The organism is Arthrobacter ipis (assembly GCF_014694315.1).
Lineage (GTDB): Bacteria > Actinomycetota > Actinomycetes > Actinomycetales > Micrococcaceae > Arthrobacter > Arthrobacter ipis.
Genome location: NZ_JAAOXD010000001.1, coordinates 128,209 through 142,290 on the forward strand (window position 1 = coordinate 128,209; position 14,082 = coordinate 142,290).

The window sequence follows — 14,082 nt, forward strand, 5'->3', positions numbered from 1 at the left end:
TATTGGGCAATCAGCGTTTCTTCAGGTGCGCTACGGGGTCCGCTGCTCCCTCATGCGGGGCCTTGGCCTTCTTATCCGCGCGTTTCTGTTTGATGGTCTTGCCCGCTTTTTTCTGCTGTTGCTGGTGCGGCGATTTGTCCGGCATGGCGTGCTCCCTCGTCCGAGGGGCAGGAGGGTGCCCCTCCCTACGTAAATTACGCCTGTTTCAGCCCAGATGTAACTGCCCGGCTTACCCGTCAGCCCGTGACGTCGGCGATTCCCACAAACCTGGTGCCAACGCCGTCGAACTCGCTCCGTACATATCCGGGCGCGGGCGGGGGAACCTCGGAGGGGCGGTGATGATCGCACACGACGTACGTGAACTCCGGCCACCACTTCTTTGGCCGGGCCGCCTCCTCGTAACCGCAGACCGCGCAAACGAGGTGCACCCACACCGGCCGCTTCCCTGTCCGGTTGGCGCGGGACTGGACGAGCCACGCAGGCGGATTGTCCAGCAGTTCGCCAAGCTGGGCTTCGGTCAGAAGCTTGGGAATGCCGTGGCGCTGCGCCATTTCCAGTGGTACATCCAAGGCAATTGCCGCGTCACGTCTGCTGATCATCCAGTCCACGATACGGTAAGTCATGAGCGATGCCAGCCAGACCACTGCTCCCACGCGTCTCCAGCGACAGGTGCTGGCTGTCGCGATCGTGGCGTCCTTCATGGCGATCCTTGACAGCTTCGTCGTCAGCCTGGCGCTGCCCGCCATCGGCAGGGAACTCGGCGGCGGCCTCCGCGTTCAGCAGTGGGTGGTGGATGCCTACCTCCTGACGCTCGGGGCGCTCATTCTGGCGGCCGGCTCGCTCTCGGACCATTTTGGACGGGTCCGGGTGCTGCAGTGGGGGCTGGGCGGGTTTGCCCTCACTTCGGTCCTCTGCGGGGCAGCGTGGACCGGTGAAATGCTGGTGATAAGCCGGGGGCTGCAGGGAGTGGCCGGAGCACTCCTGGTGCCCAGTTCGCTCGCGCTGATTGTCAGCCACTTCGACAGCGGCGCCCAGGGGGCGGCCATCGGCAAGTGGTCGGCGTGGACCAGTGCTGCAGCCATCGTGGCCCCCTTGATCGGCGGCGTATCAGTGGACCTGCTCTCGTGGCGGGTCATCTTCTTCGTCAACGTGCTGCCGGCGGTGGCCATCTGGCCCGTGCTGGCCAGGTTGCGCAAGGCCGACGCCGTCCCCGGCCCGGCCGGCACCATTGACATTGCCGGGGCGCTCCTGGCCGTCATCGCACTTGGCGGACCGGTGTACGCGCTGATCGAGCAGGGGACTGCAGGCTGGGGCAGCCCGCATGTCTGGCTGCCGCTGGCGGCAGGTCTCGTGGCCGCGGCGCTTTTCCTCGTTCATGAATCGCGCACTGCCGTGGCGCTCCTGCCCCTGGGCATGTTCAGGGTCCGGAACTTCGGCTGGGGCAACATCGCCACCGCCGCGATCTACGGCGGCTTTTCCCTCGGGTTCTTTGCGCTGGGTATCTACATCCAGCAGGTGGGCGGCATGAAGGCGACCACCGCCGGCCTGGCACTGCTGCCTTCGACGGTGATCCTGATGCTGCTGGCATCGTTCTTCGGTGGCCTGGCCGGCAAGTACGGACCGCGGTGGTTCATGACGGCCGGTCCGGTGCTGTGTGCGGCCGGATTCCTGCTGACGCTGTCCGTTGGCGGCTCCCTGAACTACTGGACCCAGGTCCTGCCGGGGCAGGTGGTCTTCGGCCTCGGTCTTTCCATGACGGTGGCACCCCTGACGGCGGCCATCCTGGGATCAGTCCCTGAGAAGCAGGCCGGCGTGGGCTCGGCCGTGAACAATGCGGTTTCGAGGATCGCCGGCCTGGTCTGCATCGCCTTTGCGGGCTTCATCATCGGTCCCGAGCTGACGACGGCGGGCCTGCACCGCGCGCTGCTGGCCACCGCCGCGCTGCTGTTGCTGGGTGCGGCCTGTTCCGCCGGCGGAATCCGCAACCCGGTGCCGGCTAGCCGCCGCTGACCGCGATTCCCGCCCCGGCAGCAGCCAGCCCCAGCAGCAGATTTGCGAGGATGTTGGCGGCGGCGGCGAGGTAGCGCCGTTCACTGGCCAGCCGCACCGTCGCAGTGGTCCAGGAACTGAAAGTGGTCAGGCCGCCGGCGAACCCGGTGGCCAGGGCTGAGTGCCATTCGGGGCCGAATACCGCGGTGACGCCAACGGACAGCCCGATCACGAACGAGCCAGCCACGTTGACCAGCAGGGTAGCCCAGGGCCAGTGCCGCCGCGGCGACGGGAAGCCGGCCAGCCAGCCATCCACGGCGAACCGGAGGAGGGCTCCGGCGATGCCGAAGAGACCAACGAGGAGCGCCGTCACTGTCCAGCACCACGAGGAGCGCCGCGGAAAGCGCGGGGCGCGCCGAGCACCCTGCCGGTCCGCCAGCCGGCGGCAGCCGCCGCCAGCCCCAGGAGGACGGACAGTCCCAGATAGAGAAGACCCAGGACGGGGAGCCCGGTGCGGGTCAGCTGGTCCGTGGAAAATACGACGGCGGAGAAGGTGGTGAAGGAGCCCAGCACACCCGGCCCGATGGCCGCACGGAGCCAGAACGCGGTCTGCGGCCGCGCGATCCAGATGGTGGTGAGGGCCGCCAGCGTGAAGCTGCCGACGATGTTGATGCCCAGCGTGGCCCACGGCAGCTCTCCCGACTGGTCGGGGAACAGCAAGCCCAGCGCGTACCGGACTTCAGTGCCGAGCAGGCCGCCGGCGGCCACGGCCGTCCAGACCCGCCAGCCGTAGCCGGAGTCCGTCGTGGAGGCGGCGCCGGCGCGGCCGGCCAGGGGAGCCCGCACCAGTGCCTACAGGCCGGCCATGCGGCAGCCGGGATGCGCGGAGTCGCTGTGGATCCAAAGCGCGGAGGCCACTTCGTCGGCCAGGTCGACGTCGCGGCTGGTCCCGGGGGAGCCAATGCGGACAACCAGCGCGCCGCCGAAGGGCTTGCGTCCGCGCACCTCGACATCGGCGTCGAGGCTGATCTTTTCCGCGGCGAGGTAGCGCAGCAGCTCCGGGTTCTCGTCGCTGATCCGGGTGATCCTGCCCGTGTGGCCGTCGTCGAGCTCAATCATGCGGTGGGCGGACGGCATCCGAACGGAACCGTCGGCCGAGGGGATGGGATCGCCGTGAGGGTCCCTGGACGGGTTGCCCAGCCGGGCTGCCAGCCTCTCAATAAACGTGTCCGAGACCGCATGCTCCAGCTGTTCGGCCTCATCATGGACTTCGTCCCAGCTGTATCCGAGATCCGTGACCAGATACGTCTCGATGAGCCGGTGCCGCCGGACCATGGAGAGGGCAAGCCGGACTCCCTGGGGCGTGAGCGTGATGGCGCTGTAAGGCTTGTGGAGGACAAGGCCCTGGTCCTTGAGCTTGCGAACCATCTCAGAGACTGAAGAATTGGCCACGCCGAGGCGCTGTGCAAGCTGGGTGGAGGTGATGGGCTTGTCCTGCCATTCCGTGAAGGAATAGATGACCTTAACGTAGTCCTCGATTGAGGAGGAGGGCGTACTGGTCTTCACAGCTTCAAGCCTACCTGTTGCCACCAGGCCGTTCGGACCTGACAGCCCGCCAGGTCTGGGTGAGGTAGGGGAGCTGCAGCAGTTCGCCCTCGGCATGCCCGAGGTGTTCATGCAGGTACCAGGCCAGGTTGCCGGTCACCTTGGCCCGGGTGGCGTCATTGGCCGCGAGGTAATAGCTGCGGGACTTGGTCAGTTCGAGGATGTCGTCGGGGGTGACGGGATCCTCCCACCGGGTCAGGTGACTTTCGAGGGACGAGAATTCCGGGCCGATTTTGGGGCGGAAGTCCGGTTTGTGGACGTCCCCGGCGTGCATGATGCGGGACAGCCGGTGCACCCAGGGCACTGATGTGTCCAGCTGGTTCCAGATCAGGCCAAGCACCCCGTGCGGCTTGAGGATCCGGGAAATCTCGGTGCTGGCCCGCAGCGGGTTGCACCAGTGCCATGCCTGGGCAACGCTGACGACGTCGAACGCCGCCTCGGGCAGTCCGGTCGCCTCCGCGGTCCCTTCCAGGGCTTGAACCCCGGGGTAGTCGCGGCTGAGCTGCTCCAGCATGCCCAGGGAAGGATCCACCGCGCTGACGCTCAGCCCGCGTTCCACCAGCAATGCCGTGAATTTGCCGGTTCCGGCGCCAACGTCGGCAGCAGTGCGGGCCCCGGCTGGAATGAGCCAGTCCGCGGAATCACCCGGGTAGCCGGGACGGACCCGGTGGTAGTGCTCGCCGCCGTCCTGGAAGCTCTGCCCAAGCTCCTGCCGCCGCCCGTGATGAAGTTTGGGACCACCCCGTGCCACGCACAGTCTCCTTAGCCCGACGTCGAAAATTACCTTTTGAATCTACCGCACCGGGACCGCTGGTAGGGGACCGCTGCGGTGGCAGGCCGGGGTGACGGCTTAGTCCGGGGCGGCGGCTAGTCCTGCGCGCAGGGTGCGGCGCCCGCGGTGCAGGGGGTGTTGGGGGCCCACTCCGGGTAGGTGCGGGTGTCGTTCGCCGGGACCCAGCGTCCGGCGTCCACCACGTAGTCCCAGCCGAGGCCGGAGCGGCGGAGTTCCTCGATGCCGGCGAGCAGCCGCTGGGCGTCCTCGAGCCGTGATCCCACGCCGAAGCTGGCGCGCAAGGATCCGGACGGCAGGCCGAGGCGCTTCAGCAGCGGGTGCGCGCAGAAGCGGCCATCGCGCAGGCCCACGCCGTGTTCGGCCGACAGGTAGGCGGCCACGAGGCCGGCGTCGTATCCCTCCACGGAGAAGTTGACCACGCCGATGGCATCGTCCGGGTCGCTGTCGGCGAAGATCTGGTGGACGGTGACGCCGTCGATCTTGCCCAGCCCCTCGACGAGGAAGGACCGGATGGCGGCCTCATGGGCGTGCCAGCCCTGCGGATCCAGGGCAGCGATGACCTGGGTTGCCCGGGCCAGGGTGGCTGCTCCGAGCACGTTGGGTGAGCCGCCCTCGTGGCGTGCGGGGCCGGTGGCCCAGCTGACGCCGTCGAGCCTGGCCTCGCTCACGGCGCCGCCGCCGGCAAGGTGGGGGGTGCCGGCGTCGAGCCAGTCGGGGCGGCCGATCAGGACGCCGGCCCCGAAGGGGGCGTAGAGCTTGTGGCCGGAGAAGGCGAGGTAGTCGACGTCGTCCGCGGCGATGTTGACGCGGCGGTGAGGCGCGAGCTGGGCGGCGTCCACCACGATCCGGGCGCCGAATTCATGGGCAAGCGCAGCGAGGCGCCGGATCGGAAGGATTTCGCCGGTGACGTTGGAGGCGCCGGTCACGGCGAGGAGGCTGACATCGCCGTGCTCCAGTTCGGCGCGCAGGCTGCCGATGGTGGCTTCCAGGGTCTCCGATGCCACCACGCTGCGGTGCGGCACTCCCTGCCACGGCAGCAGGTTGGCGTGGTGCTCGATGTCCAGGTACAGCACTTCGCCGGTGTGGTGGTGGTCCTCCACGGGCAGGCAGCCGGCCAGGAGGTTGAGGGAGTCGGTGGTGTTCCGGGTGAAGATGACGGCGTCATCGGCCCGGCCGCCCACGAACTCCCGCACGATGCTTCGCGAGTTCTCGTATACGGAGGTGCTGATCTGCGAGGCATAGCCGGCGCCGCGGTGCACGCTCGCGTAGTACGGCAGGATCTCGTTGAGGTACGCAGAAACCACCGACAGCGCTGGCGCTGAGGCGCCGTAATCGAGGTTGGCGTAGCGGACGTGGCCGCCCTGGATCAGAGGAGCCTGGATTTCCGCGCCGGTGACGGCTGCCAGGGGACGGCCGGCGGCGGCAAATCGGCCGTCCAGCACGCCCGAGCCGGTGGTGGAAGAAATGGTTGCAGTCGTCATGGGACCTCACTGAGAAAGGACCCCGTGTGACGGGGATCCGCGCTTGCCGGGTCCGTTCCGGATCGGCCTGGTCGTCACCCGGGGCACCCCACCGCGAATGGAGGGTTGCCGGCCAGCTAACCGGGGTTTAGCGCTGGCACTCGTGACCTGTTACGAGACTAGGACATCCGGACGGGCGATGAAAAAGCCTGTTCGGAATGTTAAGCGGATTATTACGGAGCGCGGATATCGGGCTCTTGGCCGAACAAACGACGGCGAACGCACCCGCAAGGGGGCATCCGCCGTCGTAATATTCAGCACAAAAGCCGCAAGGCGCGGCGGGACGAAAACTAGAGCAAATCGTCCAGCTGCGGGTTCAGGCGCTTGAGGACTTCCGAGTGCAGGATTGAGTTTGTCGCCAGCGCATTGCCGCCGAACGGGCCGTCGGTGCCTTCAAGGGAGGTGAAACGGCCGCCTGCCTCGGTCACGATCGGCACCAGCGCCGCCATGTCGTACAAGTTCAGCTCGGGTTCGCAGGCGATGTCGACGGCCCCTTCGGCCACCATGCAGTAGGACCAGAAATCGCCAAAGGCCCGGGTGCGCCAAACTTCCTCGGTCAGCTGGAGGAACTCATCAAGGTTTCCGCGGTCTTTCCAGCCGCCGAGGCTGGAGTAGGACAGTGAGGCGTCGGCGAGGCTGGACACATTGGATACCTTGAGCCTCGTAGCGGCCGCGAGGGAACGGCCCGAGTAGGCTCCGGCGCCCTTCGCCGCCCACCAGCGCTTGCCCAGCGCAGGGGCGCTGACCACGCCAACCACGGGTTCGCCCTCGTCGACGAGGGCGATCAGCGTGGCCCACACCGGCACTCCGCGGACAAAGTTCTTGGTGCCGTCGATGGGGTCGATGATCCAGCGGCGGGAACCATGGCCGGAACTTCCGAACTCCTCACCGAGCACGGCGTCGCGGGGGCGGGAACGGGACAGCTGGCCGCGGATGGATTCCTCGGCGGCCTTGTCCGCATCGGTGACCGGCGTCAGATCTGGCTTCGTCTCGATCTTGAGGTCCAGCGCCTTGAACCGGCTCATGGTCTGGTCGTCCACGGAATCGGCCAGCACATGGGCCAGACGCAGGTCATCGTTGTAGGTTGAAGCGGGTTGGGTCATGGTTCCAAACTACCCGCAAAGGCCCGTCGGGGCGGGGAGGCAGCCGCCGGGCTGCGCCGCGGGAGGCTAGCCGACGCTGCCGAGTTCCTTGGTTTCCTGGGCCTCCATGCGCGGGTCGGTGCCCAGCAGGCGGCGCAGTGACGCGAGCCTGGCTGCTCCGGTTGGGCCTGCATAGCCGGCCGCTACCCATGCATCCACGCCGCAGTTGACGGCAGTGGCGTCGTGCTTGCAGCCTCGTTCGCAGGCCTCGGTGCCCGGCTCAAGGTCGGGGAAGGAGTGCAGGATGCGGTCCGGGTCGACGTGGGCCAGCCCGAAGGAGCGGATGCCCGGCGTGTCGATGATCCAGCTCCCCGCCGGGGCGTCAGCGAGCTTGAGGGCAAGGGCCGACGACGACGTGTGCCGTCCGCGGCCCGTCACGGCGTTGACGCCGCCGGTGGCACGTTCGGCGCCCGTCAGGGCGTTGACCATGGTGGATTTTCCGACGCCGGAATGGCCCAGCATCACGGTCACCTTGCCGTCCAGGTGGGCGCGGAGCTCGGACACAGCGGCCACGTCGAGCCGGGCGGAGAGGCCGTCGTCGGACCGGGCGTCGATGCCGCCGGCCTCGGAATCGGCGGTGCGGCTGATGATGACCGGAAAGTCGAGGTGGCGGTAGTTGTCCAGCAGCCCGGTGGGGTCCTTGACGTCCGCCTTGGTGACCAGCAGCAGTGGTTCGATCCCGGCGTCGTAGGCTGCCACCAGCGCCCGGTCAATAAACCCCGTGCGGGGCTCCGGGTTGGCCGCAGCGACAACCACCACCAGCTGGTCCGCGTTGGCCACAACCGCCCGTTCCACGGGATCGGTGTCATCCGCGCTCCGGCGCAGCAGGGTTTTGCGGTCCTGGATTTTCACGAGCCGGGCAAGCGTGTCCGGCTCGCCGGACACGTCACCCACGAGGGACACGAAGTCTCCGGCCACCACGGGGGAGCGTCGGAGTTCCCGGGCGCGGGCAGCGATGACCGTCCGCTCGTTGCCCGAATCCTCGCCTACGACAGCTGTGTAACGGCCGCGGTCAACGGTGATGATCCGTCCGGTCACGGCGTCCTCATGGCTGGGCCGGTCCTTCGTCCGGGGCCGGGAACCTTTTTTGTTCGGCCGGATCCGGACGTCGGATTCGTCCCAGGAATCAGTGCTGCGTGCCACCGGTGGTCCCTGCGGTGTTGGCGCCTGCCGTGTCTGCGCCTGCGCTGTTGGCGCCTGCGCCAATAGGCTGTTCGAGCATGTCCGCCCACAGCTTGGGGAAGTCCGGCATGGTCTTGGACGTTGTGGCGATGTCCTGCACTTCCACACCCCTGACCGCCAGCCCGAGGATGGCCCCGGCGGTGGCCATCCGGTGGTCGGCGTAGCTGTACACGACGCCGGCGCGGAGCTTCGCGGGCCGGATGATGAGTCCGTCCTCTGTTTCCTCGGCATCGCCGCCGAGGCGGTTGATCTCGGTGACGAGCGCGGCGAGCCGGTCCGTCTCGTGTCCGCGGAGATGGGCGATGCCGCTCAGCCGGGAGGGGCCTGTGGCCAACGCACACAGAGCGGCGACGGTGGGCGCGAGCTCACTGGTTTCGGCGAAGTCGGCCCCCTTGATTTCACTGCCGCCGGTCACCGTCAGGGTGCCGTCCTGCAGGGTCACCGTTGCCCCCATGTCGGTGAGGATGCTGCGCCACATGTCGCCCACCTGTGTGGTGTGCTCCGGCCAATCCGGAATCCGTACGGTGCCGCCCGTCGCCAGGGCAGCGGCCAGGAACGGGCCGGCGTTGGACAGGTCCTGCTCGATGCGCTGGTCGAACGCACGGATCGGGCCGGGGCTGACGATCCAGTGGTTCGGCGTGGAGTCATCCACCACCACGCCCGCGCCGCGCAGCACGGCAATCGTCATGTTGATATGGTCCAGGCTTGGCACCGTGCTGCCGGAGTGTTCAAGGTGTAGGCCGCCCGCGAACCGTGCCCCCACCAGCAGCAGGGCTGAGACGAACTGCGAGGACGCGCTGGCGTCAATGACGAGGTGACCGCCGCGGACCTGCCCCGTGCCGTCGACGCGGAACGGCAGCGAAGCGGGCATACCGCCGTCGTCGCCGCTGACGGCGACGCCCAGGCCCGCAAGTGCCTCGATGATGGTTCCCATCGGACGCGCCCGGGCGTGGGGGTCGCCGTCGAAAACGGTGGCGCCGCTGCGGAGTGCCGCCAGCGGCGGAACAAACCTCATGACGGTTCCGGCCAGGCCGCAGTCGATGGCGACGTCGGCACCGCCGGAGTTGGCCGGAATCGGCGTCACCTCCAGGTCCGGGCCGAAGGCGCCGTCGCCCGGCACTTCCCGGATGTCCGCACCCAGCTGGCGCAGGGCTTCGATCATCAGCGCTGAGTCGCGGGAGTGCAGCGGCGCCCGGAGCCGGGACGGCCCGTCGGCGAGCGCGGCGAGCACCAGGTACCGGTTGGTCAGCGACTTTGAGCCCGGCACGCGGACCGTGGCGTCAACCGGCTGCTCCGCAAACGGCGCGGGCCAGTGCGGAGCTGCGCCGGAGGTCTCAGCGGACGCGCCCATGGGTGAAGCCGTCATTCCTGCTTATGCCCCCACCGCGTGGTCAACAGCCCGGCGGACTGCCCTGTCGGCGTTGCGGACAGCCTTGTCGGCGCTGTGCAGCTTCTTGCCGGTGGTCTTGCGGGCGTCCGCGGCGAGGTGGCTCGCGGTCTTGCGTGCATCGGCGGCGAGGTGCTCTGCGCGCCAGGCCAGGCCGGGCCTGCCGGCTGTGTCCACGGAGGCCAGCAGCACACCGCCGGTGAGGGTGATGTTCTTGAGCAGTTGGTTGCGGCGGGCATCGCGGCCCTCCTTGCTGCTGATGTCCGCGCTGCGCCATTCAACGAAGGCGTTCAGTGCCGAGATGACGGCCAGCACCGAGGCTGCCAGGCGCGCGGATTTTCCGAGCGCGAAGAGGACGCCTGCACCCACCTGCGCTCCGCCGATGACCCGTGCCAAGACCTTCTCGTCCGTCTGGAACGGCAGGGCTTCGGAGGCGCGGCGCAGGAGGGGCGACAGTTGCTGTGCGGTGTCGTCCGCATTCCTGAGCTTGTCCGTTCCGGCGAGGATGAAACTTGAGGCCAGCATCGGCCGGGCAAAAAAGCGGACAACGGACATGAATTTCCTCCTGGATGGCCGAGCCGCGGGGGCCGCGGCGGAGTCGGTTCTAGTCTTGCACTTTTGCGGAATATTTGCCCACCGCGCGTCGTTGTGCACTTCAGGCCGGAAGCAGTCAGCAGGCGGTGTCCTGTGCGGTTTCCGGTGTTCAGCGGCGGCTGGGGAATGGCCGGAACCGGCAAGAGCGCGGACCGTCGCACGAACGCGGCCCTGATCAAGCGGGTCTTAATAGGCGGAGTGGAGATGGAGCATTGACTTTGGTGAAGGAAGCTGTGGGGGTGCGAAGTCCCGCCATGATGCGGCCGTTTGTGGTGCCGGAAGCCGACGCGCCCGAGGGTGGAAATGCCTTCTCGGGCCCGGACGTCTTCGCCGGCCCGGAGTACGGCACGGCGCGCTCCGGCACGGCACGCCTAAAGACGCGGTCGGCGACGATCAAAGTAGACTTGAACGCAATGAGCACCGTGGATCCGGCCCTGCAGGGCATACAGGAGGACGCCGCCAACGGCATCCCGAAGACTGGCACGTCACCCGCCGCTGAAGCGGCAGAGGATATCGACGTCGGTTCGGAGAGCGCCGAAGCGCGCCGCGCCCGGTTTGAGCGTGACGCCATGCAGTACGTGGACCAGCTCTATTCGGCGGCTATGCGCATGGCGCGGAACCCGGCCGATGCCGAGGACCTTGTGCAGGAGGCGTATACCAAGGCGTTCTCCGCGTTCCATCAGTACAAGCCGGGCACCAACCTGAAGGCCTGGCTGTACCGCATCCTGACGAACACCTACATCAACCTGTACCGGAAGCGGCAGCGGGAACCCCTGCAGTCGAATTCGGACACCATCGAGGACTGGCAGCTTGCCCGCGCCGAGTCCCACACCTCCAGCGGTCTGCGGTCCGCGGAGGCCGAGGCCCTGGACCACCTGCCTGATTCGGACGTCAAGCGGGCCCTGCAGGCCATCCCGGAGGAGTTCCGGCTGGCCGTGTACTTCGCCGACGTGGAGGGCTTCGCGTACAAGGAAATTTCGGACATCATGAACACCCCCATCGGTACTGTGATGTCCCGGCTCCACCGGGGCCGGAAGATGCTGCGGGACGAGCTGGCGGACTACGCCGCCGACCGGGGATTCAAAGCTGCTGCAGACGCCACGGCGGCAACGGAAAGCAACAAACAGGAGAACGGGAAATGAGCGACTGCCAGGGATTGGGCGATTGCGATGACACCAGGATGCAACGCATCTACGAGTATCTGGACGGGGCCTTGACCCGCAGCGACCTTGCGGAGATCAAGCAGCACCTGGACGAGTGCCCTGAGTGCACGCAGCAGTACGATCTGGAGTGCGTCATTCGAAAAGTGGTGAAGCGCTCCTGTACCGAGGCTGCTCCGGAAAACCTGAAGAACGCCATCCTGCAGCGGATTCACACGATCCGGCCGGTGGACGCCTGACGGGTTGCCTGACTTAAACGCGATGCCCCCGCTACCTTGCTGGTAGCGGGGGCATCGCGTTTAAGCTTCGGTTCAAGCCGTGGCTTAGGTGTTGGGGCGCTTCCCGTGGTTCGCGCCGCCACGCTTACGGTCACGACGCTTACGTGCACGCTTGCTCATAGCTGGCCTCCTTAATTTCGTTACCCAAAAGAGTTGCCCTCTAGTCTCCCATATCAGCGGACCGGCTGCGAACCGGCTGCTGTGCGGGGCAGGGCACCGGGACGGTGCCCGGACGGCGCCTACAGTGAGTTACGGATCGAGACCCGGGCCTGGTCCAGCACGGTCCGAACGGTTTCCAGGGCCACCGGTGTCATGGGCCGGGAGCTGGTGTGCAGGCGCAGCTCGGCGCGCATGTCGTCGCGGAACGCCTGCAGCAGCATCTCCGCTTCCTTGAGCATGTGCTGCCCCTCCGGGGTGTAACGGCCCGGGACGGCCGGATCCACGGACCTGGCAGCCGTGCGTGCCGCTTCCGCTGTGGCCGCCAGGTCCGCACGCAGCCCGCGCATGTTGCTGCGGATGTCGGCGCGAAGGTCATCGGCGAGCCGGCGGACGGATGCTGCAATGTCGTTTTCCACGGTCTCCAGCTCCTCGCGCCGGCTGTTCAGCTCAGCCAGGCCCGCAGCGGTGATGCGGTAGTTGGTGCGGCGCCCCTGGGATTCCGTGGCCACCAGGCCTTCCTCCTCCAGCTTGCCCAGGCGCGGATAGATGGTACCGGCGCTGGGGGAGTAGGTTCCGCCGAACCGTTCGCTGAGCGCCTTGATGAGTTCATATCCGTGCTTGGGGCCCGACTCAAGGAGTGCCAGCAGATAGAGCCGGAGTGCGCCGTGGGCAAAGACGGGGGGCATCAGAGTGCCGGTTCCGGGGTGGCCGGTGCCTGGCCATGGAAAATGGACGTCTTCCCGGACACGGAGTTGGTCCGGACCAGCATGAGTTTGGCGTCCGGGCCCGAGATGGTCTGCACCTTGCCGCCGGGGTGGCCATACTTCCGGTCGTCGATGACCACCGGACCGGTGGCCGACTGGGCCACGATGTCCACGCCGACGTCGTGCGGGACGCGGACAGTCAGGTCCCCGGACACGGAGTTCGCGCCGAAGTCGTGGGTGAAGCCGTGCAAGTCAAAGCTCATGTCGCCGCTGACGGTGTTGGCCCGGATATTGCTGAACTGGCCGGACGCCGTGACCTCCCCTGAGACGCTCTTGGCCGTGAGGACGCCGCTGTGGTTGCGGGCGATCACTTCCCCGCTGACGGTGTTGACGTGCAGGTCACCAGTGGTTCCGTCGGCCAGCAGGGATCCTGTCACGGTGCTCAGCCGGGTCCGGCCGTGGACGCCCGAGACCAGCCCGTCCCCGCTGACGGTGCCCGCCTCGACCTCGACGCCGGCTGGGACAGCGATGCTGATGACCACGGAGTTGTCGCTGCTGTTGTTGACCGAATCCATGAGATTCTTGAACCAGCCCTGCGGCCCATGCAGCTGGTGGCGGATTTCGAGACGCCCGCCGGTCACGGACACGGCCAGCGGATCGCCGTGCACGTCCGACACCTCTATCCGGACGGATGGCTCATCATGCGTGACGATGTCCAGCCTGCCGCGGACAATACCAACCTTGAGGTGCGAGACGCCGTCGACGTCCATGGTCTGCGGGCCGGTGACGGTCCAGGAATTCTCTTCCATGATTGCCTCCACTTGCGATATATCGTGACTGTAGAGGCCACGCTAGTCTGCAAGCTTCGGAAGATCAAGATATATCGCGAGTAGCTTTTCCTACTCCGGGGTGTCCATCCCCAACCACTGGAACCAACCCCGGTGAAGCACCAGCCATGCCATCAGCCCGTAGCCTGCCTGCCCGGGGGTGCCGCCGTTGGCAGCGAGATCCTGGCGCCACTGCTCATGGTTGAGCAGCGGTGAAAATGTGTCGACGTAGAGGTGCTTGCGTCGCGTGGTGACGTCGGCGAAGGCGGTGTTCAGCTCACCGAGGCGGCGGTTCTGCACCGGATCCAGGGTGGGCGGAGGCCCCACGACGAAGACCTCGAGCCGCTTTTGGGTAGCTGAATCCAGGATGTTGGCGAGGTTCAGCCGGCTCCGGGCAGTGGACAGCCCGAACTCGATGTCCCGGCCGGAAAGACCGATGACCAGGCGGTTATCGTGGTTGTCGGCGAACCGGCGGCCGGCCTCCTCGAGCCAGCGCGCGGCCAGGCCTTCCGTACCTTCCTGGGGGCACGGAAGCGAAAAGCTCTCCACCGTCATGCCGTCCTGCGGAGTGCGGGCGAGCACCCGGCCCAGCCATCCCAGCGCCCGGGGATCGCCGAGCCCGGCCAGCAGTTCATCTCCAACAGCCGCAATCCGCAGCTTCCTGTCTTCCACTACTACCTCTTCACTTGTTGGGAGGGCGTGTCCCGGATACGGACCGTTTGCCTGCCAGCCTAAAGGTCCA

The 14,082-nt window shown here is 67.3% G+C and carries 18 protein-coding genes and 1 riboswitch; of the genes, 3 read left to right on the forward strand and 15 right to left on the reverse strand.

What is annotated here, in order from left to right:
* Window positions 1–10 precede the first annotated feature (10 nt).
* Both G9E11_RS21350 and G9E11_RS00525 read right to left on the reverse strand, forming a co-directional pair.
* Window positions 11–145, reverse strand: a complete 135-nt coding sequence (locus tag G9E11_RS21350) for a hypothetical protein (RefSeq protein WP_258006495.1) — start codon at window positions 143–145, stop codon at window positions 11–13.
* 91 nt (window positions 146–236) lie between these two features.
* A complete protein-coding gene (locus G9E11_RS00525; RefSeq protein WP_190603532.1) occupies window positions 237–599 on the reverse strand; it encodes a hypothetical protein in 363 nt (120 codons plus the stop codon).
* 22 nt (window positions 600–621) lie between these two features.
* Between G9E11_RS00525 and G9E11_RS00530 the strand changes: the two genes are divergently transcribed.
* A complete protein-coding gene (locus G9E11_RS00530; RefSeq protein WP_190602016.1) occupies window positions 622–2,010 on the forward strand; it encodes an MFS transporter in 1,389 nt (462 codons plus the stop codon).
* On the opposite strand, the gene G9E11_RS00535 is transcribed toward G9E11_RS00530, so the two are convergent.
* From G9E11_RS00535 to G9E11_RS00575, 9 genes are all read right to left on the reverse strand, one after another.
* The gene (locus G9E11_RS00535; protein ID WP_190602018.1) at window positions 1,997–2,362 is read right to left on the reverse strand and encodes a fluoride efflux transporter FluC; all 366 of its coding nucleotides are present in this window, start codon (window positions 2,360–2,362) and stop codon (window positions 1,997–1,999) included. The genes G9E11_RS00530 and G9E11_RS00535 overlap by 14 nt on opposite strands.
* On the reverse strand, window positions 2,359–2,835 hold the full coding sequence (locus tag G9E11_RS00540) for a fluoride efflux transporter FluC (protein ID WP_311764273.1): 477 nt from the start codon (window positions 2,833–2,835) through the stop codon (window positions 2,359–2,361). The genes G9E11_RS00535 and G9E11_RS00540 overlap by 4 nt, the downstream gene beginning before the upstream one ends.
* 6 nt (window positions 2,836–2,841) lie before the next feature.
* Complete coding sequence (locus G9E11_RS00545) at window positions 2,842–3,555, reverse strand: metal-dependent transcriptional regulator (RefSeq protein WP_190602020.1); 714 nt, start codon at window positions 3,553–3,555, stop codon at window positions 2,842–2,844.
* A 10-nt stretch (window positions 3,556–3,565) separates the two neighbouring features.
* Window positions 3,566–4,345 (reverse strand): class I SAM-dependent methyltransferase, encoded by a 780-nt coding sequence (locus G9E11_RS00550; RefSeq protein ID WP_190602021.1) that lies wholly within the window; start codon window positions 4,343–4,345, stop codon window positions 3,566–3,568.
* Between the two features lie 116 nt (window positions 4,346–4,461).
* The gene (locus G9E11_RS00555) at window positions 4,462–5,868 is read right to left on the reverse strand and encodes an aminotransferase class V-fold PLP-dependent enzyme (RefSeq protein WP_190602023.1); all 1,407 of its coding nucleotides are present in this window, start codon (window positions 5,866–5,868) and stop codon (window positions 4,462–4,464) included.
* Between the two features lie 34 nt (window positions 5,869–5,902).
* Window positions 5,903–6,016, reverse strand: a riboswitch (SAM riboswitch).
* Window positions 6,017–6,197: 181 nt separating this feature from the next.
* On the reverse strand, window positions 6,198–7,010 hold the full coding sequence (gene hisN, locus G9E11_RS00560) for a histidinol-phosphatase (protein WP_102972027.1): 813 nt from the start codon (window positions 7,008–7,010) through the stop codon (window positions 6,198–6,200).
* A 66-nt stretch (window positions 7,011–7,076) separates the two neighbouring features.
* Window positions 7,077–8,192 carry a ribosome small subunit-dependent GTPase A gene (gene rsgA / locus G9E11_RS00565; RefSeq protein ID WP_190602025.1) on the reverse strand — a complete coding sequence of 372 codons (1,116 nt, stop codon included), beginning with the start codon at window positions 8,190–8,192 and terminating at the stop codon, window positions 7,077–7,079.
* On the reverse strand, window positions 8,176–9,597 hold the full coding sequence (gene aroA / locus G9E11_RS00570; protein WP_246468629.1) for a 3-phosphoshikimate 1-carboxyvinyltransferase: 1,422 nt from the start codon (window positions 9,595–9,597) through the stop codon (window positions 8,176–8,178). Before aroA ends, rsgA begins: the two co-directional genes overlap by 17 nt.
* Window positions 9,598–9,603: 6 nt before the next feature.
* Window positions 9,604–10,173, reverse strand: coding sequence for a DoxX family protein (locus G9E11_RS00575; protein ID WP_190602027.1), 570 nt, complete (start codon window positions 10,171–10,173; stop codon window positions 9,604–9,606).
* A 308-nt stretch (window positions 10,174–10,481) separates the two neighbouring features.
* Between G9E11_RS00575 and G9E11_RS00580 the strand changes: the two genes are divergently transcribed.
* Both G9E11_RS00580 and rsrA read left to right on the forward strand, forming a co-directional pair.
* Window positions 10,482–11,354 (forward strand): sigma-70 family RNA polymerase sigma factor, encoded by an 873-nt coding sequence (locus G9E11_RS00580; RefSeq protein WP_190603538.1) that lies wholly within the window; start codon window positions 10,482–10,484, stop codon window positions 11,352–11,354.
* Complete coding sequence (gene rsrA, locus G9E11_RS00585) at window positions 11,351–11,611, forward strand: mycothiol system anti-sigma-R factor (RefSeq protein WP_102972031.1); 261 nt, start codon at window positions 11,351–11,353, stop codon at window positions 11,609–11,611. Before G9E11_RS00580 ends, rsrA begins: the two co-directional genes overlap by 4 nt.
* 84 nt (window positions 11,612–11,695) lie before the next feature.
* On the opposite strand, the gene G9E11_RS21600 is transcribed toward rsrA, so the two are convergent.
* The 4 genes from G9E11_RS21600 to G9E11_RS00600 all read right to left on the reverse strand — a co-directional run bounded on the left by G9E11_RS21600 (window position 11,696) and on the right by G9E11_RS00600 (window position 14,012).
* Window positions 11,696–11,770, reverse strand: coding sequence for a 50S ribosomal protein bL37 (locus G9E11_RS21600; protein WP_369299106.1), 75 nt, complete (start codon window positions 11,768–11,770; stop codon window positions 11,696–11,698).
* Window positions 11,771–11,889: 119 nt separating this feature from the next.
* Entirely contained in the window at window positions 11,890–12,495 is a 606-nt protein-coding gene (locus G9E11_RS00590; protein ID WP_190602030.1) for a PadR family transcriptional regulator, read from the reverse strand.
* The gene (locus tag G9E11_RS00595; protein ID WP_190602032.1) at window positions 12,495–13,322 is read right to left on the reverse strand and encodes a DUF4097 family beta strand repeat-containing protein; all 828 of its coding nucleotides are present in this window, start codon (window positions 13,320–13,322) and stop codon (window positions 12,495–12,497) included. Before G9E11_RS00595 ends, G9E11_RS00590 begins: the two co-directional genes overlap by 1 nt.
* Before the next feature lie 90 nt (window positions 13,323–13,412).
* Window positions 13,413–14,012 (reverse strand): GDSL-type esterase/lipase family protein, encoded by a 600-nt coding sequence (locus G9E11_RS00600; protein WP_190602034.1) that lies wholly within the window; start codon window positions 14,010–14,012, stop codon window positions 13,413–13,415.
* Window positions 14,013–14,082: the final 70 nt, after the last annotated feature.

Excerpts from the sequence above, each read along its gene's own strand:
- G9E11_RS00590 (WP_190602030.1), bottom strand. The coding sequence starts at position 12,495 with ATGCCCCCCGTCTTTGCCCACGGCGCACTCCGGCTCTATCTGCTGGCA.
- G9E11_RS21350 (WP_258006495.1), bottom strand. The coding sequence starts at position 145 with ATGCCGGACAAATCGCCGCACCAGCAACAGCAGAAAAAAGCGGGCAAG.
- G9E11_RS00595 (WP_190602032.1), bottom strand. The coding sequence starts at position 13,322 with ATGGAAGAGAATTCCTGGACCGTCACCGGCCCGCAGACCATGGACGTC.
- G9E11_RS00530 (WP_190602016.1), top strand. The coding sequence starts at position 622 with ATGAGCGATGCCAGCCAGACCACTGCTCCCACGCGTCTCCAGCGACAG.
- aroA (WP_246468629.1), bottom strand. The coding sequence starts at position 9,597 with ATGACGGCTTCACCCATGGGCGCGTCCGCTGAGACCTCCGGCGCAGCT.
- G9E11_RS00525 (WP_190603532.1), bottom strand. The coding sequence starts at position 599 with ATGATCAGCAGACGTGACGCGGCAATTGCCTTGGATGTACCACTGGAA.
- rsrA (WP_102972031.1), top strand. The coding sequence starts at position 11,351 with ATGAGCGACTGCCAGGGATTGGGCGATTGCGATGACACCAGGATGCAA.
- G9E11_RS00575 (WP_190602027.1), bottom strand. The coding sequence starts at position 10,173 with ATGTCCGTTGTCCGCTTTTTTGCCCGGCCGATGCTGGCCTCAAGTTTC.
- hisN (WP_102972027.1), bottom strand. The coding sequence starts at position 7,010 with ATGACCCAACCCGCTTCAACCTACAACGATGACCTGCGTCTGGCCCAT.
- G9E11_RS00555 (WP_190602023.1), bottom strand. The coding sequence starts at position 5,868 with ATGACGACTGCAACCATTTCTTCCACCACCGGCTCGGGCGTGCTGGAC.